Raw genomic sequence first — 21,607 nt, 5'->3', positions numbered from 1 at the left:
CGCACTGCACCATAAACAGAACAGGCCACCCGAGGGTGGCCTGTCAGCTTGGCAAGCATGATTATCTGTCAGCGTGTCACCAGTTCGACCGCTTCGCGGGAGAGGCGGGTCACCTCCTCCCAGTTGCCGCTCTTGACCGCATCGGCCGGCAGCATCCAGGAGCCGCCAACGGTGGCCACGCATTTCAGCGCCAGATAGTCGGCCACATTCTTCGGACCGATACCGCCGGTGGGGCAGAACTTCACCTGAGGCAGCGGGGCGGCGATGGCGGCCAGCGCCTTGGTGCCGCCATTGGCCTCGGCCGGGAAGAATTTCAGGTGGTCATAGCCCGCTTCCAGCGCCTGCATCACCTCGGACGGAGTAGCTACCCCCGGGATCAGCGGGGCCGTGCTGTTGGCCGCGTGGGCCAGCAGCGCCGGGGTCATGCCCGGGGAGATGACGAAGCGGGCACCGGCGGCCACGGCGGCATCAAACTGAGCGCAGTTGAGCACGGTACCGGCACCGACCATGGCATCCGGCATCGCCTTGGCGATAAGGGCAATCGCATCGAGCGCGACCGGGGTGCGCAGGGTGATCTCGAACACCGAGATGCCGCCATCCAGCAGCGCCTTCGCCATCGGCAGCGCCTGATCCAGTTCGTTGATGACCATCACAGGTACCAGCGGGGAGGCGGCAAACACCTCGGCCGGAGTCACTTTCCAGTTCTGCATAACGCTTCCTTAGTCAAAGGCTCTTAGTCAAAAATAGTGGCGCCGCACTCGGCGCTCGATACCGCGCGACGCATCACGCTAAACAGTTCACGGCCCCACCCCTCTTGCTCCAGAGTGAGGTCAATCTCGGCCTGGGTCCGACCGCTCAAATCGGTCAGGCAGTCGAGACGGCCGGACTCGGCATCCACCCGCAGCAGATCGCCGTCTTGCAGCAGGCCGATGGCCCCGCCGTGCAGCGCTTCCGGGGTGACGTGGATGGCAGCCGGGATCTTGCCGGAGGCGCCGGAGAGACGACCGTCGGTGACCAGCGCCACCTTGTGGCCCGCCTTCTGCAGGTTGCCGAGCACCGGCATCAGCTTGTGCAGCTCCGGCATACCGTTGGCAGCCGGGCCGTTGTGGCGCACCACGATGACGGCATCCTGATTGAGCTCCCCCGCCTTGTAGGCCGCCTCCACCGCATGCTGGGAGGAGAAGACCCGGGCAGGCGCCTCGATGACCCGGTATTCAGGGGCGACCGCAGAGACCTTGACCACGGCGCGGCCCAGATTGCCCGCCAGCAGCTTGGTGCCGCCAGTGGCCTGGAATACGGTCCCCGAGGGGGACAGCACGCTCGGATCCCGGCTCTCGCCGACCGGTCGCCATACCAGCTTGCCGTCCACCAGTGCAGGACGAGTGAGGTAGTCCGCCATCTCGCCAAACACCGGCACGGCGTCCATGTTGAGCAGATCGGCCTCGGCCAGCCGGCGCATCAGGCCCGGCACGCCACCCGCCTGTTCGAAGGCGTTCACGTCAGCCGGCCCGTTCGGGTACATGCGAACCAGCAGTGGCACCACGTCGGAGAGATCACTGATATCGTCCCAGGTCAGCACCAGGCCGGCGGCGCGGGCCAGCGCCACCATGTGGATGCTGTGATTGGTGCTGCCGCCGGAGGCGAGCAGGGCCACCAGGCCGTTGACCAGGGAACGTTCGTCGACCACCTTGCTCAGCGGACGATAGGCCGGAGAGCCCGGGATCATGGCGCTGATACGGCGGGCGGCCTCGTCGGTGAGGGCGCGGCGCAGCTCGCTGTGGGGGTGCACGAAGGCGGAGCCTGGCAGCATCAGGCCCATGGCCTCAAATACCAGCTGGTTGGTATTGGCGGTACCGTAGAAGGTGCAGGTACCGGCCGAATGGTAGGCGCCACACTCCATCTTCAGCAGGGCATCGCGACCCACCTCGCCGGCGGCGTACTGCTGACGCACCTTCACCTTCTCGTCGTTGCTGATGCCGCTCGCCATCGGGCCGGCCGGCACGAAGGCGGTGGGCAGGTGGGCATGGGAGAGCGCCCCCATGATCTGGCCCGGCGCTATCTTGTCGCAGATGCCGAGCAGCAGGGTGGCATCAAAGGTGTTGTGAGACAGCGACAGCGCCGTCGCCTGGGCGATAAGATCGCGGGAAAATAGGGACATGTCCATCCCCGGCTGGCCCTGGGTCACACCGTCACACATGGCGGGCACGCCACCGGCCACCTGGGCACTGTGGCCCAGCTCGGCCAGCGCCGCCTTGATCTGATCCGGATAGCCCTGATAGGGCTGATGGGCGCTCAGCATGTCGTTGTAGGCGGTGACTATGCCCACGTTGGCGCGGGTCATGTCGAGAATGCGTCCCTTCTCGTCACAGCTGGATGCAGCGACGGCGTGGGCCAGGTTACCACAGGCCAGGGCGGCACGGGTCTTGCCCTGCTCGGCCTGACGTTGAATGCGGGCCAGGAAGGCCTGACGACGGCTGACACTGCGCTCGCGGATGCGGGCAGTGACCTCTGAGATGACGCTGTGTGTCATTCGGCTTGCTCCAACGCGGTGACGGCGCGGTCAACAACCTGTTCGAAGGTGCCGTCTATATCGATATGGAAGACCCCTGCCTCGCCATCCGGGCGCTCCAGGGTATCAAACTGACTTTGTACCATGCTTTCCCGCATGAAGTGGCCCTTGCGAGCCCGCATGCGTTCGAGGATCAGAGGCTGATCGCCATCCAGGAACAGGAAGCTGACCGACTCGTTACCCTCGCGGATCTGGTCGCGGTACTGCTTCTTGAGGGCGGAGCAGACGATGACACCCACCTCGTTCTTCTGTTCCAGGCTGTAGGCCGCATCGCGGATCCGCTCCAGCCAGGGGGCGCGATCCTCATCGTTGAGAGGGGTACCACCGGCCATCTTCTGGATGTTGGCTTTCGGGTGCAGATCATCGCCATCGATGAACTTGGCCCCCAGTGCCTCGGCCACCTTGAGACCGACGCTGGACTTGCCGCTGCCACACACTCCCATCACGATAATGCACTTACCCGCCATAATTTGACCTCTGTCCCACTTTTCAAAAAACCAGCTGTTGATGGGTTCTAATCTAACACGTTACCGGTAACATGTTACCGGTAACTACAAAAAATGTGAAGCCGGCCACAGACAGTAACCCATACTCTCCGGCCTCGTGCTAAATGCCACAGACCAAAACATATCTATAAAAAAATCATGATGTTATGTTTGGCGCTGAGTCCTGCGGCATTGCCACTGAACAACTAAAAAAGGAACAGAGAACAATGTCGGATATCTCTTTGATCATGACGGCAGCCGGATCCATCGTGCTGCTGCTCTTCCTGGTGATGAAGGCCCGGTTGCACGCCGTCGTCTCCCTCATCCTGGTCTCCATGGTGGCGGGTCTGGCCGCCGGCATGAACCCGGCCGATATTGCCGCCACCATCCAGAAAGGGATGGGCGGTACTCTGGGCTTCGTGGCCGTGGTGGTGGCGCTCGGCGCCATGTTCGGCAAGGTGATGGAAGTGACCGGCGCCCTCGACCGGGTGGCACATACCCTGCTTGGCAAGTTCGGCGTCAAGCGCGCCAACTGGGCCATGGCGCTGACCGGCTTCGTCTGTGCGCTGCCGCTCTTCTTCGACGTGGCCGTGGTGCTGCTGATCGGGGTGGCGTTTGCCATCGTGCGTCGTGGCGGCGGCAGCGTGGTGAAGATCGGTATCGCCCTGCTGGCGGGTATCGCCACCTGCCAGGCCTTCCTCATTCCGGCGCCGGGCCCCATCCTGGTGGCCTCCCAGCTGGGTGCCGATTTTGGCTACATGATCCTGTTCGGCCTGATCGCCGCCGTGCCGGCACTGATCCTGGCAGGCCCGTTGTTCGGTGACTTCATCAGCAAAATCGTCGACGTGCCGCTGCCCGCCGATGCCCAGAACAGCGTCCATGACGACAGCAAGTCCCTCCCCTCCTTCGGGCTGGCCATGGGCCTCATCGGTCTGCCGCTGCTGATGATCGGTCTCAAGACCATCGTCGGGCGCTTTGTCGAGACAGGTTCCACCCTGCACGGCTGGCTGGAATTTGTCGGCCACCCCTTCACCGCCATCATGGTCGCCTGTCTGGCCGCCTTCTATCTGCTGGGCATTCGTCGCGGCATGTCCCGTGACGAGGTGATGAGTGTCTGCAACAGCGCCATCCAGCCCGCCGGCGTCATCATCCTGGTGACCGGTGCCGGTGGCGTGTTCAAGCAGGTACTGGTGGATTCCGGTGTGGGCGCGGCTCTTGGCAACATGCTGGCGGACTCAGGCCTGCCGATCGTCGCCCTGGCCTTCATCCTGGCCGCCGCGGTGCGGGTCATCCAGGGTTCTGCCACCGTGGCCATGCTGACCGCCTGCGGCCTGGTGCTGCCGATGCTGGAGCCGCTGGGTCTGAACGGTGCCCAACTGGCCGCCGTGACCATCGCCATCGGCGGTGGTGCCATCGTGCTCTCCCACGTCAACGACTCCGGTTTCTGGCTGGCCAACCGCTATCTGGGCCTCTCCGAGAAGCAGACCCTGCAGACCTGGACCGTGATGGAAACCATCATCGGCACCACAGGCGGCGTGATGGCGATGATCATCTACAGCTTCCTCTAAACGTTGCTGTCATCCCCCGGAAAAAGGCCTCCTTCGTGAGGCCTTTTTCATCTTTCTGACGATTCTTTCTTTGGCTGGAAGGGCGAGATTGCTAGAATCGCCTATTCATCGCTCCGAGTGGAACGCTTAACCCCGTGATTTCAGGTTTCTCTATGCATTCATCGGCCCATTATCGACAACTGCTTGCACGCCTGCCCCAGATCGCCGTCGCGGCGGATCAGTTTGAAGTGCTCTACAGTGCCCAGGATTTCAAGCGCCGCATTCTTGCGCTCATCGCCAGCGCTACCCGCCGCATCTATCTGGTCGCGCTCTATCTGCAGGATGACGAAGCCGGACGGGAGATCCTCGCCGCCCTCTACGCCGCCAAACAGCGCAACCCCGCCCTCGACATCAAGGTGTTCGTCGACTTCCACCGCGCCCAACGCGGCCTGATCGGCAAGGGCAAGCAGGGGGGCAACCACCTGATGTATCAGGAGATGGCCGACCGCCACGAGCACAAGATCGAAATCTACGGCGTGCCCGTCAAGGGACGCGAGCTGCTCGGTGTACTCCACCTCAAGGGCTTCGTCTTCGACGACGTGGTGCTCTACTCCGGCGCCAGCCTCAACGACATCTATCTGCACCAGCAGGATCGCTACCGCTTCGACCGTTACCACCAGATTGCCAGCCCCGATCTGGCCCGCAGCCTGGTCAACTATGTGGACGACCAGTTCGTGAAGAGCGAGGCGGTGCAGCGCCTGGATCGCACCGACATCCCCAGCGCCAAGCAGCTGAAGGGGCCAATCCGCCGCTTCAAACAGCAGCTCCGCCGCGGCCAGTACCGCTTCGAAAGCACCCCGGTCAACACCCAGGAGGTGGCGATCACGCCGCTGGCCGGTCTGGGCAAGCGGGGCAACCAACTCAACCAGATGATCCGCAACCTGGTGCGCGCCACCGAGCGGGAGATCTTCATCTGCACCCCCTACTTCAACCCGCCCAAGGAGTTAAACAAGGATATCGAGGAGCTGCTGGCTCGCGGCTGCAAGGTGACGATCGTGGTGGGCGACAAGACCGCCAACGACTTCTTCATCCCGCCGGAGGAGAAATTCTCCACCATCGGCGGCCTGCCCTATCTCTACGAGACCAACCTGCGCAAGTTCGCCGAGCGCAACCAGCATCACATCGATGATGGCCGTCTCAACCTGATGCTCTGGTGCTGCGAGCGTAACTCCTATCACCTCAAGGGGATCTTCGTGGATGACGAGTGGGCCCTGCTCACCGGCAACAATCTCAACCCCCGCGCCTGGGCGCTGGATCTGGAGAATGGCCTGCTGATCCACGATCGTCGCCATCTGCTGCGTCCCCAGTTCAACGCCGAGCGCGAGAACATCCTGACCAACACCAAGCGGATCAGTCACTTCGATCAGGTAGAGCAGATCAAGGACTATCCGGATCAGGTGCGCAAGCTGCTGGCCAGGATCCACAGGGTCAAGGCTCATCTGCTGCTCAAGCGCATCATCTGACGCGAGGCGCTACCGCCCCTTCGCAACCTGTCACAAGGCCTGCCATTCCCGGCAGGCCTTGCTCAAAAACGGCTCCAACCAGCCTCTTTCACCTGTTTCATCCCATCCTTGCCACGGCAACGCGGCTTGCGCCGCAACATCAATAGCCCCTATTATCTGGACATATTTACAGTGTTTTCGGGCATCTAATTGATGAAATTGGATAAAATTCCTCTCGATAGCCTCAAGGGTGTCGGCAGCAAGATGCTGGAGAAACTCGAGCGGCTGGGGCTGGCCACGGTGCAGGATCTGCTGTTCCACCTCCCCCTGCGCTACGAGGACCGCACCCAGGTGTGGCCCATCGGCGATCTGCCGCCCGGCCTGCACGGCGCCGTCGAGGGCGAAATCCAGGATACCCAGCTGGTGATGGGGCGCCGCCGCATGCTGGTCTGCCGCATCAGCGACGGTACCGGCACCCTGACCCTGCGCTTCTTCAATTTCACCGCCGCCCAGAAGAACAGCCTGGCTCAAGGCCGGCTGATGCGCTGCTTCGGCGAAGTGCGCCCAGGCAAGTACGGGCTGGAGATGGCCCACCCCGAGTACAAGTTGCTCGGCGACGATCAGGCGGGCCAGACCGAATCGGCCCTTACCCCCGTCTATCCCACCACCGAGGGGCTGCGCCAGCTCACCCTGCGCAACCTCACGGATCAGGCGCTGGTCCAGCTCGACCTCTACGGGGTGGAGGAGCTGCTGCCCGCCGGCCTCTACCCCCATCAGATTGAGCTGGCCGCCGCCCTGCGCCTGCTGCACCGCCCGCCCCCCTCGGTGGCGCTGCCGCTGCTGGAAAACGGCCAGCATCCGGCCCAGCAACGGCTGGTGCTGGAGGAGCTGCTGGCTCACAACCTCTCGGTGCTCAAAGTACGCGCCCAGTCGCAAACCCAGCTGGCACGGGCTCTCAAACCGGCCCCCAAGCTGGTCGAACAACTGCTCGGCGCCCTGCCGTTCAAACCGACCGGAGCCCAGAGCCGGGTGGTGGCGGAGATAGGTAAGGATCTGCAGCAGAGCCACCCCATGATGCGGCTGGTGCAGGGGGACGTGGGTTCCGGCAAGACCCTGGTGGCGGCCCTGGCCGCCCTGCAGGCCATCGGCAATGGCTGTCAGGTGGGGCTGATGGCGCCGACTGAACTCCTGGCCGAACAGCACGCCATCAACTTCGCCAAGTGGCTGGAACCGCTCGGTATCCAGGTCGGCTGGCTAGCGGGCAAGCAGAAAGGTAAGGCGCGGGAAGAGGCGCTGGCTGCCATCGCCGATGGCAGCGTCAAGATGGTGGTGGGCACCCATGCCATCTTCCAGGAGCAGGTGGTGTTCCAGCGTCTGGCGCTGGTGATCATCGATGAACAGCACAGATTCGGCGTGCACCAACGCCTCGCCCTGCGCGAAAAAGGGGAGCGGGAGGGAGTCCATCCCCATCAGCTCATCATGACCGCCACCCCCATCCCCCGCACTCTGGCGATGACCGCCTATGCCGACCTCGACACCTCGGTCATCGACGAGCTGCCGCCGGGGCGTACTCCCATCACCACGGTGGCGCTGCCGGACAGCCGCCGCCAGGACGTGATCGAGCGGGTCAGGCTCGCCTGTACCGAGGGCAAGCAGGCCTACTGGGTCTGCACCCTGATCGAGGAGTCCGAGGTGCTGGAGTGCCAGGCCGCCGAAGACACTGCCGCCGAGCTGCAAAACTTGCTGCCCGGTCTGCATATCGGCCTGGTGCACGGCCGGATGCGACCGGTCGAGAAGCAGCGGGTGATGGAGGAGTTCAAGGCGGGTATTTTGCAGTTGCTGGTCGCCACCACCGTCATCGAAGTGGGGGTGGATGTACCCAACGCCAGCCTGATGATCATCGAGAACCCTGAGCGGCTCGGGCTGGCTCAGCTGCACCAGCTGCGCGGCCGGGTCGGCCGGGGGGCGGTGGCCTCCCATTGCGTGCTGCTCTATCATGCTCCCTTGTCCAAGACGGCCCAGAGCCGGCTCGGGGTGCTGCGCGAGACCAATGACGGCTTCCTGATCGCCCAGCGCGATCTGGAACTGCGCGGCCCGGGGGAACTGCTCGGCACCCGTCAGACCGGGCTGGCCGATCTCAAGATCGCCGATCTGGTGCGCGACCAGCCGCTTATCCCCCAGGTACAGAAGATGGCGCGCTTCCTGATGGACAAGCACCCAGGTCATGTCGAACCCTTGATCCGACGCTGGATGGGACTGCGGGACCATTACTCCAACGCCTGACCCGGGGATAAGCAGAAGATGGTCAGATTGCCTGATGGACAGGCTCCCGAGTCACGTCGAACCCCTGATCCGCCGCTGGCTGGGGCTGCGGGATCACTACTCCAACGCCTGATCACGCAACAGAAACAGGAGGAAAGCACTCATGAATTCCTGGCTACGCGGCCTGCTCTACACCTTCGCCTTCCTGCTGTTGTTTGTCTGGGTCGCCCTCGGGCTGTTCGACGCCGAACGGGCCAAGGGCCCCATCGCCAGCTGGATCAGCCAGCAGACCGGGGTGCCCGTCAGCATTGGCCGGCTGGTATTCAACCCGCTCCACCCCTATACCCTGCTGGCCGAGCAGGTGCGCTACGGTGATGCGGTCACCCTCGACAAGCTCTATCTGGAGATAGAGAACATTGACTGGCTCAATCGCGACGTGCGCATCGCCCATCTCGATCTCATTCGCCCGGCCATCAAGCTGCCGCTGCCGAACCGGCTGCCAGACTTGCCGATCCGCTCCCTCACCATCGCCGACAGCACCATAGATCGCCTCAGCCTGCAGAGCGATGCCCTGACCCTGCGCGGTCTCAACGCCACCCTGAGCGACTGGGAGCTGATCGACCCGAAACGCCAACCACAGGCTAACCTGACCCTCAACATAGGCCAGCTGGAGACACCGCAATTCACCTTCGCCCGCCTCAACCTGAAGGGGCGGCTGGAAGGGGAGGTACTGTCCAGCGACAAGCTGATCACCAACCTGTTCGACGGCCTGCTGGAGACGGGTCTGGTGCTGGACTGGCCTGCCCGCAGCCTGCAACTGCGCGATCTCAAGGCACGCGGCATGCGGGTCGAGCTGGGGGATCTGGCACAACATCCCTTCCCCCTGCGCCAAGTCAGCCTGGATCGGGGCCAGTTCGACGAGGTGAGCATCAACGACATCAGGCAGGAGCTCGCCTTCAACAACTTCAGCGGCCAGCTCACCGCCTTCAACTGGCAGACGGGCAGCCAGCCGAGCGGCTATCTGGCTGGCACCCTGGGTGACATGGGGCGCGGCCTGTTCCAGCTGGAAGCCATCAAGGGCAAGCTTGCCTTCTCCCCCCAGCAGATCGAGGGCGAACTGCAGGGCAGGGCCTACGAGGGAGAGTTCAACCTGGAGCTGGCCCTCGATAGCCAGCAGCAGAAGCTGACTTTGAAAGACATGGCCCTGAGCGGCATGGACATCAGCCTGCCCCAGGGGTGGTGGCAGGATTGGCAGAGCTGGCGGCCACAGCAGATCGACATCCGCAAGCTGGCGTTTGACAAGCTCAAGGTGCTCTCCTTCGATGACAGACTGCCCCTGTCGCTGACCGGCTGGCAGCTCTACCTGACCGACTTGAGCCTGCGAGGCAACCAGCCCGGCCCCCTGTTCGGCCGCGCCCGCGTCGAGAGCAAGTGGTTCGAGCTGGTATGGGATGGTCTCAGCGCCCGCAACGGCGAGCTGGATGGGGAGCTGACCCCCAGCACCTGGCAGCTCGACAAACTCACCAGTTCGCTGCCGGATGAGGGGAGCCTCAGCCTGAATGGCCAGTGGGGACGGGAGCCGGGCCAGCTCAGCCGCCTGCAACTGAACGCCACCAGGCTGGATCTGGATCAGTGGGGCAAGATACTGCACTCCCCCGTCTCCTTCGCGGGCAAGGCGGATCTCAGCGCCGATCTGCAGGCGACGCACGGCAAGAGCGCCGGCGAGTGGCGCAGCACCCTGCAGGGGAGCTTCGCCCTCGACGCCGACGAGCCCTTCTGGGACAAGGTGAAGATAGATCCCCTGCTGGATGAGTGGTTCAAGGGGGCGACCCCGCCCACTCTCACCCCGGAGCAGCTGTGGCAAGCGATGCAGGAGGGAGATACCCCCTTCTACCGCATCAGGCTGCAAGGGAAAATTGAGAATGGCCAGCTGAGCGTCGAACAGGCGGGCGCCTCCACTATCACCCACCTGCTGGCCCTGCAGGGGGGGATCGACCTGGTCAACGAACAGTGGCAGCTGGATCTGGGCGTGCTCAACGGCAAGCGCTGCGCCGAACTGACCGGTCAGTGGCGCGGACCGCTCTCGGCGCCGACCCTGACCTGGGCCTTCCCGCAGAAACAGGCGTCATGTGGCTGGGAGGTGGGTGTACGCTATCCCGCCCAGGGTCGCAGCGCCCCGCTCTGGCGACCGGCTCCCGCGGCAAAAGCCCAGACCGGGCAGGAAGCGCCGGCAGAGCAGTAAACAACAAGGCCTCATGATGAGGCCTTGTTTGCATCGCACAACCGATTACAGCACCGGCGCCTGACCGCGCCGCTTGATGGGTTGCACCACGTACTGGCCAACGAATTCCACCGCCAGCTTGTCACCGCTGAACAGCTTGATCTTGAGACTGAACTTGGCCGACTCACCGCTTTTGAGCGGCTCCAGCACTGCGGGCATGCCCTCCCGGGCGACCCGCGCCTCCGGCTCCTCGTCGACCGGACGGTAGTACTTGATGTTGCCCTCCGCCAGCACTATGTCCCCCATCAGCCCGGCCTCCTTGAGCTGCAGCCAGATCAGGCCCCAACCCGCCAGCACGCACTGGCTGTAGATGCTGCCGGCAAACATGGTGTCGTGCACATTGAGGTTGGCCGCCAAATTGGCCTTGAGGTGGAAAGTCTGGCCGTCGTAGTGGGTAATGTGAATGCCCATCTTCTCGCTGATGGGAATCCCCCTGGACCAGCGGGTGGTGAGGTCTTGGCACCACTCGGGGCGGTACTGGATGGTCTGCATGGGGGTCAGGGACTTGATCATCTGACGGTGCGGAATGCGACCGAAGGAGACGGGCCCTTCACCCACCTCGAGAAAACCGCACCTGCGGTAGAACTCCACCGCCTCTTGGCGGGCGTTCATCACCAGCCGTTTGACCTTCTCGCTCAGGGCCAGTTGCTCGAGATCTTCCACCATGCGGGCGCCCAGCCCCTGGCCGCGATATTCCGGGCGCAGCGCCATGAAGCGGATCTGCGCCTCGTCACCGCCGACAAACAGACGGCCAACGGCAATGGGAGTACCATCGGGGGCCAGCATCAGACGATGAATGGCTACGGTATCGTATTCATCCCGCTCGGAACCGAGGGGCAGATTGAAGGGTTTACGCAGCAGTTCCCAGCGCAACTGATAATAGGCATCCAGCTCGGCTGCCGTCTGGGGGGTGACCACCCGGTACATAGTTCCATCCTTGAGTTACACTGGTCGAAAACCATCTTGCCGTGCAAATTCATGGACTTCAATCTGCAAGCGTACCAAGCCGATCACTTATTGCACCTCAGCGTCCAGCCCCGGCGCCGCCTCTCGGTGCAGGAAAATGCCCACCATCGCTGGCTCGAAATCGACGGCGTGGTGCAATCCGCCATGTCACTGAACGACCCCGCGGTCCTCTGTCTGCCCCACCAGCAGGTGATCGCCTGCCTGCTGCCACAGCAGGCCGACAACATCCTCGAGCTGGGACTGGGTGGCGGCGATCTGACGCGCCATATCCGGCGCCGCTGGCCCGCGGCCAGGCACGAATGCGTCGAGCTTGACGAGGAGGTGATCACCCTCTATCGCCAGTTTTTCCAGCATCCCGGGGAAGAAGATAACCGCGCCCCCCAGGTGCATCAGGCCGATGCCCTCACCTTCCTCGAGCAGAGCGAGGCCAGCTACGACCTGGTGCTGCTCGATCTCTTCAGCCAGGATGGCAACCCACTACAACTGTTTCAGGAGCGGATCTATCGGGCACTGGCTCCCCGCCTGAGCGGGGATCTCATCGTCAACCTGCTGCCCCGCACCCGGCTCGAGCTGAGCCAGGCCCTGCTGCTGCTGGAGCAGTGGGTCGGCCCCACCACCCCCTATCCGGTGCCCGGCTTCGTCAACGTGATCGTCCACACCCAACCGCGCCAGGGCGACGAATCAGACCTGTAGCCAGAAGGTCACCGGGCCGTCGTTGACCAGCGCCACCTTCATATCGGCGGCAAAACGCCCCGTCTCGGTCGGGATCCCCCCCGCCCGGGCCTTGGTCACGAAGTAGTCATAGAGCCGCTCAGCCTCGCTCGGATGGGCCCCGCCGGAGAAGCTCGGGCGCATCCCCTTGCCGGTATCCGCCGCCAGGGTGAACTGGGAGACCACCAGCAGGCTACCACCGGCCTGGCCCACGTTGAGGTTCATCTTGCCGTTCTCGTCGGAGAAGATCCGGTAGCCGCTCACCTTGTGCAGCAGCTTGTCGGCCTTGGCCTCGTCATCCCCCTGCTCCACCCCGAGCAGCACCAGCAGCCCCCGGCCTATGGCCCCGGTCACCTCGCCCTCTACCGTTACGCTGGCCTCGGACACCCGCTGAATCAATGCAATCACATCCCTCTCCTCTCAAAACAGAACGACCGCCCTTCGAGAAGGGCGGTCGTCGATGCTACCAATAAAACCGCCGGCAAGGCGATGGCTCAGGCCAGCTCATCATTCGCCGGCTTCTCATATTCACCGAGGCAGGCCGTGGTCTCCGCCCCCAGTACCACCAGTCAGCTGGGCTAAGGTATGCCCAGACAAACAGGATCGACATAATGCCGTTCAGCCCAACTCTTCGCTGGCTGGCTTCTCGTATTCACCGAGGCAGGCGGTGGTTTCCGCGCCAAGCAATACCACCAGCCAGCTCAGATACACCCAGACAAACAGGATCGGAATGGTCGCCAGGGCGCCATAGATGGCCTGATAGGAGGGAAAGTTGGTGATGTAGATGGCAAAGCCGCGCTTGGCCAGCTCGAACAGGGTGGCCGCCACCAGGGCACCGATAAAGGCATGCACCAGCCGCACCTTGCAATTGGGCACCACGGTATAGACCAGCAGGAAGGTGAGCACCGAGAAGAGGAACGGCAGGCTGCGCAGCAGCAGGTAGCCGGCGCCGAACAGGCTCTCTTCCGACAGGAAGCGCAGCGACAGTATGTAGGAGGAGATGGCGATGCTGGCCCCGATGAGTACGGGTCCCAGGGTCAGGATCATCCAGTACATGGCGAATGCCTGGGCCAGCGGACGGCTCTGGGTCGAGCGCCAGATGTAGTTGAGGTTCTTGTCGATGGCCGAGATCAGCATCAGGGCCACCACGATCAGGGCGCCGATCCCCACCGCCGTGGTGTTGGTGGCATTGGCCACGAAGCCGTCTATGTACTCCTTGACCATATCGCCCGCAGTGGGCACGAAGTTGTGGTAGACGAACCGCTCCATCTGCTGCTTGATGCTCTGGAATACCGGAAAAGCAGACATCATGCCGAACACCACGGCGATCATGGGCACCAGGGAGAGCAGGGTGACATAGGCGAGATAACCGGCGGTCACCGTCAGCCTGTCCTGCTGGAAGCGGCCCCAGACAAACTGGATAAAGTGGCGGCCATCGTGGCGCAAGAAGGAGAGGGCGTGGGCCAAACGGCCATGAATTTGCTGCTGCATCTTGATTCTCGTAAGCGTCGTCATGCAGACATTGTGTCAGAGGGGAGCGCTGTTTGACCACCTCTGCGCCCGGATTGACCTGTCAACACAGGCCCCCTTCACTCCCTCAGCCCAATCCTGCTTATAAAAAAACGGCCCCGATGACGGGGCCGTTTGCGCTGACTCAAGAGAGCATATAGTCGGTGGGCAGTTCGGTGCGGGCGACGCCGGATTCCACCGCTGCCAACGCCACAGCGCGGGCAACGCGCGGTAACAGACGGGCATCCATCGGCTTGGGAATGACGTAATCCTTGCCGAAGGTGAGCTCGCTCACGCCGGCGGCAGTCAACACCTCGGCCGGTACCGGCTCCTTGGCCAGACCGCGAATAGCCTCGACCGCCGCAATCTTCATGGCGTCGTTGATGCGGCTGGCACGGGCGTCCAGGGCGCCACGGAAGATGAAGGGGAAGCAGAGCACGTTGTTGATCTGGTTCGGATAATCGGAGCGGCCTGTGCCCATGATGAGGTCATCGCGCACCGAGTGGGCCAGGGCGGGCTTGATCTCGGGATCCGGGTTGGAGCAGGCGAAGATCACCGGGTTGGGGGCCATCAGGGCTACCGCCTCGGCGGGCAGCACGTCCGGGCCGGAGACGCCGACGAATACGTCAGCCCCGTCGATCACCTCCATCAGGGTACGCAGCGGGGTGTCGTTGGCGAAGCGCTGCTTGTACTGGTTCAGATCGGTGCGACCGGTGTGGATGACGCCCTGACGGTCCAGCATGAAGATGTTGTGCGGCTTGGCGCCACACTTGATCAACAGCTCCATGCAGGCGGTGGCGGCGGCTCCCGCCCCCATGCAGACGATGCGGCTACTGCCAATCTCCTTGCCCTGCACTTCCAGCGCATTGAGCAGGCCGGCGGCGGTGACGATGGCGGTACCGTGCTGATCATCGTGGAATACCGGGATGTCGCAGCGCTCGATCAGCGCCTGCTCGATCTCGAAACACTCGGGAGCCTTGATATCTTCCAGGTTGATGCCGCCGAAGGTATCGGCAATGGCGGCGACCGTGTCGATGAACTGCTGGCTGGTTTCGTGCTTCACCTCGATGTCGATGGCGTCGATACCGGCAAAGCGCTTGAACAGCAGGGCCTTGCCCTCCATTACCGGCTTGGAAGCCAACGGACCCAGATTGCCCAGCCCCAGGATCGCGGTGCCGTTGGAGATGACGGCCACCAGGTTACCCTTGCCGGTATAACGGTAGGCATCGGCCGGGTTGGCGGCAATCTCGCGTACCGGCTCTGCCACGCCCGGGCTGTAGGCCAGCGCCAGATCGCGGGCGGTCTCGGCGGGCTTGGTGAGGGCGATGGCAATTTTGCCCGGTACGGGCTGGGCGTGGTAATCGAGTGCTTGTTGACGAAGATCGTGACGCTGATCGGACATGGGTGACCCCGATACGGATGTGAATGAGTGGTGCATTGGCTCGCCGATGGCGAGGGCTGGGGATCATAAAGAAAACCGGCGGGCTTTCACAGAGGAAAGTATCGCCATCATGGCGCCAACAAGCCAGTAATCAGCATGTCATACCAGTCAATAATACCCATTTAGTTATAGATATGGTTTCAATCCATGACGGGTATCCCCGCCATCGCCTCCGCCTCCCGGGCAATCGCCTCCGTCATCCCCTGAAAGATGAAGAGGTGGAACGGCAGCATGGCGAGCCAGTAGGTCAGTCCCCAGGCCCCCTGTGGATGCCAGTGGGCCGTCACCTTGAGCCGGGTCAGGCCAGATTCCTCCGGCAGTATGTTGAACTCAAGCCGCCCGACACCGGGCGCCTTCATGTTGAACAGCAGATCCAGCCTGCGTCCCTCGTCCACCCCGAGGATCTGCCAGGAGTCCAGCATGTCCCCCTTCACGAAACGATCCGGATTGGTGCGACCACGGGTCAGGGCCGGGCCACCGATCAGGTGATCCATCCATTCGCGCACCACCCACAGCTGGTTCATGTAGAAGTAGCGCTTCTCGCCCCCCAGCTGTTGCAACACCTGCCACACCACCTCGGGGGCGGCGAGGCAGATGGCCTCCCCGCTGGCGGTGCGGTCATAGAAGCCGTACTCGGGATGGCGCCAGCGCAGGCCGAGCGGCGTCTCCTCCCCCTGCTGTTCGGCCCCGAGCCGCTGTTCCAGCGCCAGGCTCTCCGTCAACGCCTCGTCGAAGCTGAGCAGAGTCTGTGGCAGCAGGGCCCGCAACGGGCCGTCATCCGCCGGGATGTCGTGCTTGAGGCCGCCCACCAGCGCCTTGGCCACCGGCTGCGGTACCGAGGTAACAAATTGCAGCCACCAGGCGGAGAGGCGCGGGCTCAGAAACGGCAGCGGCACTATTGGGCAGCGCTTGCCGATGTGGGCGGCAAACTTCTGCAACTGCTGCTGATAGCTGAGCAGCTCGGGGCCGGCGGCGTTGAAGATCTGGCCGTCCACCCCCTCTGCCTCCACCAGCCCGCCCAAATAGTGCAGCAGGTTGGAAAGCGCAATGGGGGGCGTGCGCGAGCGCACCCACTTGGGGGTCACCATCAGCGGCAGGTTGAACACCAGATCCCGCATCACCTCAAACGCCGCCGAGCCGGGCCCTATGATGATGCCGGCACGCAGCTCTACCGTCGGCACGCTGGCGGCGCGGAACAGATCGCCGCAATGGCGGCGGGAGTTGAGGTGGCGGCTGTTGCACCGCTCCGGCTGAATGGCGCCGAGATAGATGATGCGGCGCACCCCGGCGGCTCGCGCGGCGGCGGCGAAGTTCTTCACCCCCTGCTGCTCCAGCCGGTGAAAATCAGCCCCCGCCCCCATGGCGTGCACCAGATAGAAGACGGTATCTATGCCTGCCAGCGCCGATGGTAGGGTCACGGGTTTGAGACTGTCGGCAAGACGAAACTCTACCCCGGGTGGCAACCGGCAGGGACGACGCGCCCCGGCAACCACCCTGTAGCCCAGCGTTTGCAGATGGGGCACCAAATAAGAACCTATATAGCCCGCCGCCCCCATCACCAGACAATCACGCATCACCACCTCCGTCCCGCTCAATTCAGACGCCGCCCAGCCGTCAGCAGAGCTGATACAGGGCGCCATCTCCATACCCGCATGCGGGCCTCACCATCATGCTGTCTGACGGCCACTTTGCAACATCAAGATAACAGAGTCGCCGCTTAGTGCGATTCGGTGTTAATCCCTCTTCTGCATGCGGTCGATAAATGACCAGGTGGATAGCGCCGAGGGCACAGGGATGCGCATCGATCACTACGACCTCCAGGGGGAGGTGCAATACCAGCAGCAGCAGGCGCAGGCCCGCAAGGTACGCAACCTGGGGCCCGCGGCCGCGGCTATCAACCCGGCAGACACGCAAACGCCCCCCACCACCAGCGAGGCGCGCACCAGCCTCATGCTGACACAGACCAACTCCCTGACACGGCAAGGAACCAGCCGCGCCGCCACCAGTCAGCCGCAGGCCACCCCCACTACAGCGCTGGCCAAACCCGCCGAAACCGGCAAGCGCGAGGAACAGGACGGCATCCCCAACGACGGGCTCGACAACCGCCAGCGCCTCATCAAGCTGATGATCGAAGCCATGGTCGGCCACGAGATCGAGGTGCCCGACCCTATCCAGCAGAGCCATCAGGAGGGGGTAGCTGCCACTCAAAGAGGGTCAACCGGCCAGGCTGCCAGTCAGGATCAAGTAGTGGAGGTGACCGACACCCTGCTGCAACAGGAACAACTCAAGGTGATCGCATCGGCCAGCGTCCAGACCAACGATGGCCAGACCCTGCAGCTGGATCTGGGCTTTGTACTCGACTGGCGTCAGCTGGAGGTGAGCCAGCGCCGCACCACCCTGAATGCCCTCAAGGATCCGCTGGTGCTCAGCCTGGACGGCAAGATAGCCGACCTGACCGACACCCGGGTCAATTTCGACATCGATCAGGATGGCAAGGCGGACAGCCTGCCGGGGCTGAGCGAGGGAAGTGGCTTCGTGGCGCTGGATCGCAACGGCAACGGCACCATAGATGACGGAGGCGAGCTGTTTGGCGCCCGCTCCGGCAACGGCTTCGGTGAGCTGGCGACCCTGGATGAAGATGGCAACGGGGTGCTGGATGGGCGGGACAGCCAGTTCTCGGCGCTGCAGTTCTGGCAGCCGGAACAGGCCCCTATCGCTCTGGTGGAGCTGGGGATCGGCGCCATCCTGCTGCGCCCCCTCGACACCCCCTTCAACCACCTCGGCGAGGGTGGCAGTCAGGGGGTATTGCGCCAGTCCGGCCTCTATGTGACCGAACAAGGCAAGGGGGGCTGGGTACAGCAGATCGATCTGAGGGTCTGAACCCGGATGCAAGATCGCAAGTTTGGCCACTGACGAGACGTGCCAGTGACCGCTTGAATCGGCTTAGCTAAGCTCGGTGGGATCGATATCCAGACTCCAGCGCACCTTCTTGGTCTCGGGCCAGCCCTCCAGCTCCTTCACCGCCCAATCCAGCAGCTGGGCCAGGGTTGCCCGGCTGGGCCCCTGTACCAGCAACTGCATGCGGAACTTGCCCGCCTTGCGCTCCATGAAGCCGCTGATGGGCCCGAGCACCTGCAGATGGGGATAACGGGCGCTGCGTAGCGTCTCGGCGAGACGGCTGAGGAACAGTTGCACCTCGTCACGGCCGTTGGCCTCGGCCCGAAACAGCCCCTGATAGCTGAACGGCGGCAGCCCCAGCAGGCGACGCTCCTTGAGCGCCGTATCGGCAAAGTGGCCATAGCCATTCTGGGTCAGATCCTGCAGCAGGGCGTGCTCCGGGTGATGGCTCTGCAATACCACCAGACCCGGCTTGCTGGCACGACCGGCACGACCCGCCACCTGGGTATAGAGCTGGGCCAGTTTCTCGGCGGCGCGAAAGTCGGCGGAAAACAGGGCGCCATCCACATCCAGCAGCCCGACCAGCGTGACGTCCGGAAAGTGATGGCCCTTGGCCAGCATCTGGGTACCGATCAGGATCTTGTACTTGCCCGCCTTGATGTCACCGAGATGGGTCTCCAGCTCCCCCTTGCGGCGGGTGTTGTCCCGATCGATGCGCACCACAGGATATTGCGGAAAAACCGTGGTGAGCAGCTGCTCAAGCTGCTCGGTGCCGACACCTGAGCCGATCAGTTCGCTGCTGCCACACTCGGGACAATGGTGGGGTAAAGGACGAATACTGTCGCAGTGATGACAGTGCAGCCGTCGTCCAGCCTGGTGCCAAGTGAACCAGGCATCGCACCGCTCGCAGGCGGCGCTCCAGCCACATTGATGGCAGATAAGGGCCGGCGCATAGCCGCGGCGATTGAGAAACAGCATCACCTGGTTGCCGGCCGCCAAATGCTCCGCCATCAGCTGCTCAAGCTGGGGCGAAAGCCCGGCCTGCAGCCGCACGTTCTTGATGTCCAGGATCACCTGGCGAGCAGTCTGGGCGTTACCGGCGCGGCGGGTCAGGCTGAGGTGGTGATACTTGCCGCTGCGGGCGTTGTGCAGCGTCTCCAGCGAGGGGGTGGCCGAACCGAGCAGGATCGGAATGCCGGCACGATGGGCCCGCATCACGGCGAGATCCCGGGCGTGGTAGCGAAAGCCGTCCTGCTGCTTGAAGGAGCCGTCGTGCTCCTCGTCGATGATGATGATGCCGAGGTGCTTGAACGGGGTGAACACGGCGGAGCGGGTACCGATCAGGATGGCGGCCCCCCCGTCGCGGCAGGCGAGCCAGGCATCTAGACGCTCCCTGTCGTTCATGGCGGAGTTCATCGCCACCACGGGCACGTTGAAGCGGCGGCGAAAGCGATTGATGGTCTGCGGGGTGAGGCCGATCTCCGGCACCATCACCAACGCCTGCTTGCCCGCCTTGAGCAGGGGTTCGAGGATGCTCAAATAGACTTCGGTCTTGCCGGAGCCGGTGATGCCATCCAGCAAAAAGGCGCCGAACTTGTCGCTCTGGCTGGTGACGGCGGAGACTGCCAGCGCCTGCTCGCCGTTGAGGCGCAGCCCCTCGCCCGGCTCAAAACGGGCGGCCCAGTCACCGTCGTGGCTCGGCTCCAGGCTGCGCTTCTCCAGCAGCCCCTTCTTCTCCAGCGCAGTGAGGGCAGCGCTCTGGATCTCCTCCTGCTTGAGGGCGGAGGGGGTCTGCGGCCCCTTGCGCAGCAGGGCGAGGGCCTGCTGCTGCTTGGCAGCCCGCTTGAGCTCGTTGAGATCGACTGCCATACCGGCCTCGGTCGCAAACCAGAACTCCAGCTCCCGATAGGCGGCGGGCTCTCCCTTGCGCACCAGCACCGGTAGAGCGTGGGGCAATACCTCGCCCAGCGGATGCTGGTAATAGCTGGCGCTCCAGGCCATCAGTGCCAGTATGTCCGGCCCCAGCACCGGCGTCGCATCGAGTACGCGCTTGATGGGCTTGAGCTTGCTGCGAGGCACCTGGCTCTCGGCCGGGTGATCCACCACCAGACCAACCAGAGTCTGGGGGCCGAAAGGGATCTCGACCCGGCAACCGGGTTCGGGCAGAGGCAGGGGGGAGAGATAGTCGAAATGACGGCGTAACGGCACCGGCACAGCCACACGAACCAGATCCAGCGTTTGGGAAGAATTCACCAGGGGTTGCCTATTTTTTCTGCGAAGCCACTTGCCTGATCTCAGGCATTTCCTATATTATTCGCAGCCTTTGAAACTGTGTTCAACAATCGTGTGGTGTCCGACAAGAGATCGGATGGCGACACGGCCTATTAATTGAGGTTGTCCATGAAAGCTGGTATCCATCCTGACTACGTAGCCATCACCGCCAAGTGCTCTTGCGGTAACGTCATCAACACTTTCTCTACCGTTGGTAAAGATCTGAACCTGGACGTGTGCTCCGAGTGCCACCCGTTCTACACCGGCAAGCAGAAAGAAGTTTCTAGCGGCGGCCGCGTAGACAAGTTCAACAAGCGTTTCGGTGCGATGACCACCAAGAAGTAATCTTACTTCTGAAGAATTCTGAAAAAGGCGCCCGATGGGCGCCTTTTTTACATCCCAAATTCACCCACCCGATAATCGGATCATTGTCCCCGTTCCTCGCTTCGGCGCAGATAGACGTATCCCTCTCCCGGACTGCCCCAGCGCGCCTTGCCTTTCAGATCATATGCCCGATCCAGCAGCCTGACGCTGTTCGGCCCAATCCAGATATGCTGTACCAGGGTCGCGGCCCCGCCAAAGTTGGTGGCGCAGTGACCGACCCGGGTATGGCCGGCATATTCGCCGGCGGAGGTGCGCGCCAGCCAGATCTCGCACCCCTGACGCAAGGAGAGCTGTTGCGGGGTCAGAGAATCGAGCAAGGCAGGGTTGTGCCAGGCACCGGCAAAATCGGTCGCCATCGGCATGGTCAGCTCGGCCATCAGGATGCGTCCGTCAGGAGCAGGCGAGAAGCGGTAGATGCGCTGGCGAAAAGGGCGCACCGCACGCTGGGTCAGATATTGCTCGGCATATACCCAGCGATAGCCCTGACGGCCGCGCCAGATCTCCATCAGCCGCAGCTCGGCGCTGGTAAAGCGGCTATCATAGCTGGCCTGCTCCTTGCTCGAGAACTCTCCGCTGAACCAGGAAAGCAAGGGCTCCATGCTCGACGTGGGCGAACCATTCCCGGGGGATGTTCCTGCCAACGCCAGACAGGAGCAGAGCAGCCCGAGCACGGCCGCCAGCAACTTTGCCATCGAATCCTTCCGAATCATCATAGTGGCGGCGATTATATGAGCGAATCCCGTCAATAACAGCCATCAGGATCAAATCCTGGCCACTCTGG

The 21,607-nt window shown here is 63.2% G+C and carries 17 protein-coding genes; 7 read left to right on the top strand and 10 right to left on the bottom strand.

What is annotated here, in order from left to right; genetic code table 11:
- Positions 1-68 precede the first annotated feature (68 nt).
- The 3 genes from I6L37_RS05210 to I6L37_RS05200 are packed head-to-tail and all read right to left on the bottom strand — an operon-like array spanning position 69 to position 3,036.
- Positions 69-710 carry a bifunctional 4-hydroxy-2-oxoglutarate aldolase/2-dehydro-3-deoxy-phosphogluconate aldolase gene (locus I6L37_RS05210; protein ID WP_216993442.1) on the bottom strand — a complete coding sequence of 214 codons (642 nt, stop codon included), beginning with the start codon at positions 708-710 and terminating at the stop codon, positions 69-71.
- Between the two features lie 23 nt (positions 711-733).
- Positions 734-2,530, bottom strand: coding sequence for a phosphogluconate dehydratase (edd, locus tag I6L37_RS05205; RefSeq protein WP_216993441.1), 1,797 nt, complete (start codon positions 2,528-2,530; stop codon positions 734-736).
- Positions 2,527-3,036: a gluconokinase gene (locus I6L37_RS05200; RefSeq protein ID WP_026456630.1), complete on the bottom strand. Its 510-nt coding sequence runs from the start codon at positions 3,034-3,036 to the stop codon at positions 2,527-2,529. The genes edd and I6L37_RS05200 overlap by 4 nt, the downstream gene beginning before the upstream one ends.
- A 245-nt stretch (positions 3,037-3,281) precedes the next feature.
- Between I6L37_RS05200 and gntU the strand changes: the two genes are divergently transcribed.
- The 4 genes from gntU to I6L37_RS05180 all read left to right on the top strand — a co-directional run bounded on the left by gntU (position 3,282) and on the right by I6L37_RS05180 (position 10,607).
- Entirely contained in the window at positions 3,282-4,622 is a 1,341-nt protein-coding gene (gntU, locus tag I6L37_RS05195; RefSeq protein WP_216993440.1) for a gluconate transporter, read from the top strand.
- A gap of 152 nt (positions 4,623-4,774) precedes the next feature.
- Positions 4,775-6,124, top strand: coding sequence for a CDP-diacylglycerol--serine O-phosphatidyltransferase (gene pssA, locus I6L37_RS05190; RefSeq protein ID WP_216993439.1), 1,350 nt, complete (start codon positions 4,775-4,777; stop codon positions 6,122-6,124).
- Positions 6,125-6,316: 192 nt separating this feature from the next.
- Positions 6,317-8,386 carry an ATP-dependent DNA helicase RecG gene (recG, locus tag I6L37_RS05185; RefSeq protein WP_216993438.1) on the top strand — a complete coding sequence of 690 codons (2,070 nt, stop codon included), beginning with the start codon at positions 6,317-6,319 and terminating at the stop codon, positions 8,384-8,386.
- Positions 8,387-8,528: 142 nt separating this feature from the next.
- Complete coding sequence (locus I6L37_RS05180) at positions 8,529-10,607, top strand: AsmA family protein (protein WP_216993437.1); 2,079 nt, start codon at positions 8,529-8,531, stop codon at positions 10,605-10,607.
- Positions 10,608-10,652: 45 nt separating this feature from the next.
- Here the strand turns inward: I6L37_RS05180 and I6L37_RS05175 are convergent, their stop codons facing one another.
- A complete protein-coding gene (locus I6L37_RS05175; RefSeq protein ID WP_216993436.1) occupies positions 10,653-11,573 on the bottom strand; it encodes a bifunctional GNAT family N-acetyltransferase/hotdog fold thioesterase in 921 nt (306 codons plus the stop codon).
- Positions 11,574-11,624: 51 nt separating this feature from the next.
- Between I6L37_RS05175 and I6L37_RS05170 the strand changes: the two genes are divergently transcribed.
- Positions 11,625-12,305 carry a spermidine synthase gene (locus I6L37_RS05170; RefSeq protein WP_216993435.1) on the top strand — a complete coding sequence of 227 codons (681 nt, stop codon included), beginning with the start codon at positions 11,625-11,627 and terminating at the stop codon, positions 12,303-12,305.
- On the opposite strand, the gene dtd is transcribed toward I6L37_RS05170, so the two are convergent.
- The 4 genes from dtd to I6L37_RS05150 all read right to left on the bottom strand — a co-directional run bounded on the left by dtd (position 12,294) and on the right by I6L37_RS05150 (position 16,847).
- Entirely contained in the window at positions 12,294-12,731 is a 438-nt protein-coding gene (gene dtd, locus I6L37_RS05165; RefSeq protein ID WP_216993434.1) for a D-aminoacyl-tRNA deacylase, read from the bottom strand. The two genes, I6L37_RS05170 and dtd, sit on opposite strands and share 12 nt — an antisense overlap.
- 210 nt (positions 12,732-12,941) lie before the next feature.
- Positions 12,942-13,814, bottom strand: a complete 873-nt coding sequence (locus I6L37_RS05160; RefSeq protein ID WP_216993433.1) for a virulence factor BrkB family protein — start codon at positions 13,812-13,814, stop codon at positions 12,942-12,944.
- 163 nt (positions 13,815-13,977) lie between these two features.
- Positions 13,978-15,234 (bottom strand): malic enzyme-like NAD(P)-binding protein, encoded by a 1,257-nt coding sequence (locus tag I6L37_RS05155; protein WP_216993432.1) that lies wholly within the window; start codon positions 15,232-15,234, stop codon positions 13,978-13,980.
- 179 nt (positions 15,235-15,413) lie between these two features.
- The gene (locus tag I6L37_RS05150; protein WP_216993431.1) at positions 15,414-16,847 is read right to left on the bottom strand and encodes a DUF2867 domain-containing protein; all 1,434 of its coding nucleotides are present in this window, start codon (positions 16,845-16,847) and stop codon (positions 15,414-15,416) included.
- A 220-nt stretch (positions 16,848-17,067) separates the two neighbouring features.
- On the opposite strand from I6L37_RS05150, the gene I6L37_RS05145 reads away from it, so the two are divergent.
- Positions 17,068-18,153, top strand: a complete 1,086-nt coding sequence (locus tag I6L37_RS05145) for a hypothetical protein (RefSeq protein ID WP_216994125.1) — start codon at positions 17,068-17,070, stop codon at positions 18,151-18,153.
- A 63-nt stretch (positions 18,154-18,216) separates the two neighbouring features.
- Here the strand turns inward: I6L37_RS05145 and priA are convergent, their stop codons facing one another.
- Complete coding sequence (priA, locus tag I6L37_RS05140; protein ID WP_216993430.1) at positions 18,217-20,424, bottom strand: primosomal protein N'; 2,208 nt, start codon at positions 20,422-20,424, stop codon at positions 18,217-18,219.
- Between the two features lie 147 nt (positions 20,425-20,571).
- Between priA and rpmE the strand changes: the two genes are divergently transcribed.
- A complete protein-coding gene (gene rpmE, locus I6L37_RS05135; protein ID WP_005306787.1) occupies positions 20,572-20,787 on the top strand; it encodes a 50S ribosomal protein L31 in 216 nt (71 codons plus the stop codon).
- A gap of 80 nt (positions 20,788-20,867) precedes the next feature.
- Here rpmE and I6L37_RS05130 read toward each other — a convergent pair whose 3' ends face one another.
- A complete protein-coding gene (locus I6L37_RS05130; RefSeq protein WP_026456862.1) occupies positions 20,868-21,518 on the bottom strand; it encodes a chromophore lyase CpcT/CpeT in 651 nt (216 codons plus the stop codon).
- Between the last annotated feature and the right edge of the window lie 89 nt (positions 21,519-21,607).

The sequence above is a fragment of the Aeromonas sp. FDAARGOS 1407 genome (genome assembly GCF_019048725.1).
Lineage (GTDB): Bacteria > Pseudomonadota > Gammaproteobacteria > Enterobacterales > Aeromonadaceae > Aeromonas > Aeromonas enteropelogenes.
This window is presented reverse-complemented; position numbering and strand designations above follow the sequence as displayed.

What these genes read in the sequence shown, in the direction of transcription:
- I6L37_RS05210 (WP_216993442.1), bottom strand. Translation starts at nt 710, where the DNA reads ATGCAGAACTGGAAAGTGACTCCGGCCGAGGTGTTTGCCGCCTCCCCG.
- edd (WP_216993441.1), bottom strand. Translation starts at nt 2,530, where the DNA reads ATGACACACAGCGTCATCTCAGAGGTCACTGCCCGCATCCGCGAGCGC.
- I6L37_RS05200 (WP_026456630.1), bottom strand. Translation starts at nt 3,036, where the DNA reads ATGGCGGGTAAGTGCATTATCGTGATGGGAGTGTGTGGCAGCGGCAAG.
- gntU (WP_216993440.1), top strand. Translation starts at nt 3,282, where the DNA reads ATGTCGGATATCTCTTTGATCATGACGGCAGCCGGATCCATCGTGCTG.
- pssA (WP_216993439.1), top strand. Translation starts at nt 4,775, where the DNA reads ATGCATTCATCGGCCCATTATCGACAACTGCTTGCACGCCTGCCCCAG.
- recG (WP_216993438.1), top strand. Translation starts at nt 6,317, where the DNA reads ATGAAATTGGATAAAATTCCTCTCGATAGCCTCAAGGGTGTCGGCAGC.
- I6L37_RS05180 (WP_216993437.1), top strand. Translation starts at nt 8,529, where the DNA reads ATGAATTCCTGGCTACGCGGCCTGCTCTACACCTTCGCCTTCCTGCTG.
- I6L37_RS05175 (WP_216993436.1), bottom strand. Translation starts at nt 11,573, where the DNA reads ATGTACCGGGTGGTCACCCCCCAGACGGCAGCCGAGCTGGATGCCTAT.
- I6L37_RS05170 (WP_216993435.1), top strand. Translation starts at nt 11,625, where the DNA reads ATGGACTTCAATCTGCAAGCGTACCAAGCCGATCACTTATTGCACCTC.
- I6L37_RS05160 (WP_216993433.1), bottom strand. Translation starts at nt 13,814, where the DNA reads ATGCAGCAGCAAATTCATGGCCGTTTGGCCCACGCCCTCTCCTTCTTG.
- I6L37_RS05155 (WP_216993432.1), bottom strand. Translation starts at nt 15,234, where the DNA reads ATGTCCGATCAGCGTCACGATCTTCGTCAACAAGCACTCGATTACCAC.
- I6L37_RS05150 (WP_216993431.1), bottom strand. Translation starts at nt 16,847, where the DNA reads ATGCGTGATTGTCTGGTGATGGGGGCGGCGGGCTATATAGGTTCTTAT.
- I6L37_RS05145 (WP_216994125.1), top strand. Translation starts at nt 17,068, where the DNA reads ATGCGCATCGATCACTACGACCTCCAGGGGGAGGTGCAATACCAGCAG.
- rpmE (WP_005306787.1), top strand. Translation starts at nt 20,572, where the DNA reads ATGAAAGCTGGTATCCATCCTGACTACGTAGCCATCACCGCCAAGTGC.
- I6L37_RS05130 (WP_026456862.1), bottom strand. Translation starts at nt 21,518, where the DNA reads ATGGCAAAGTTGCTGGCGGCCGTGCTCGGGCTGCTCTGCTCCTGTCTG.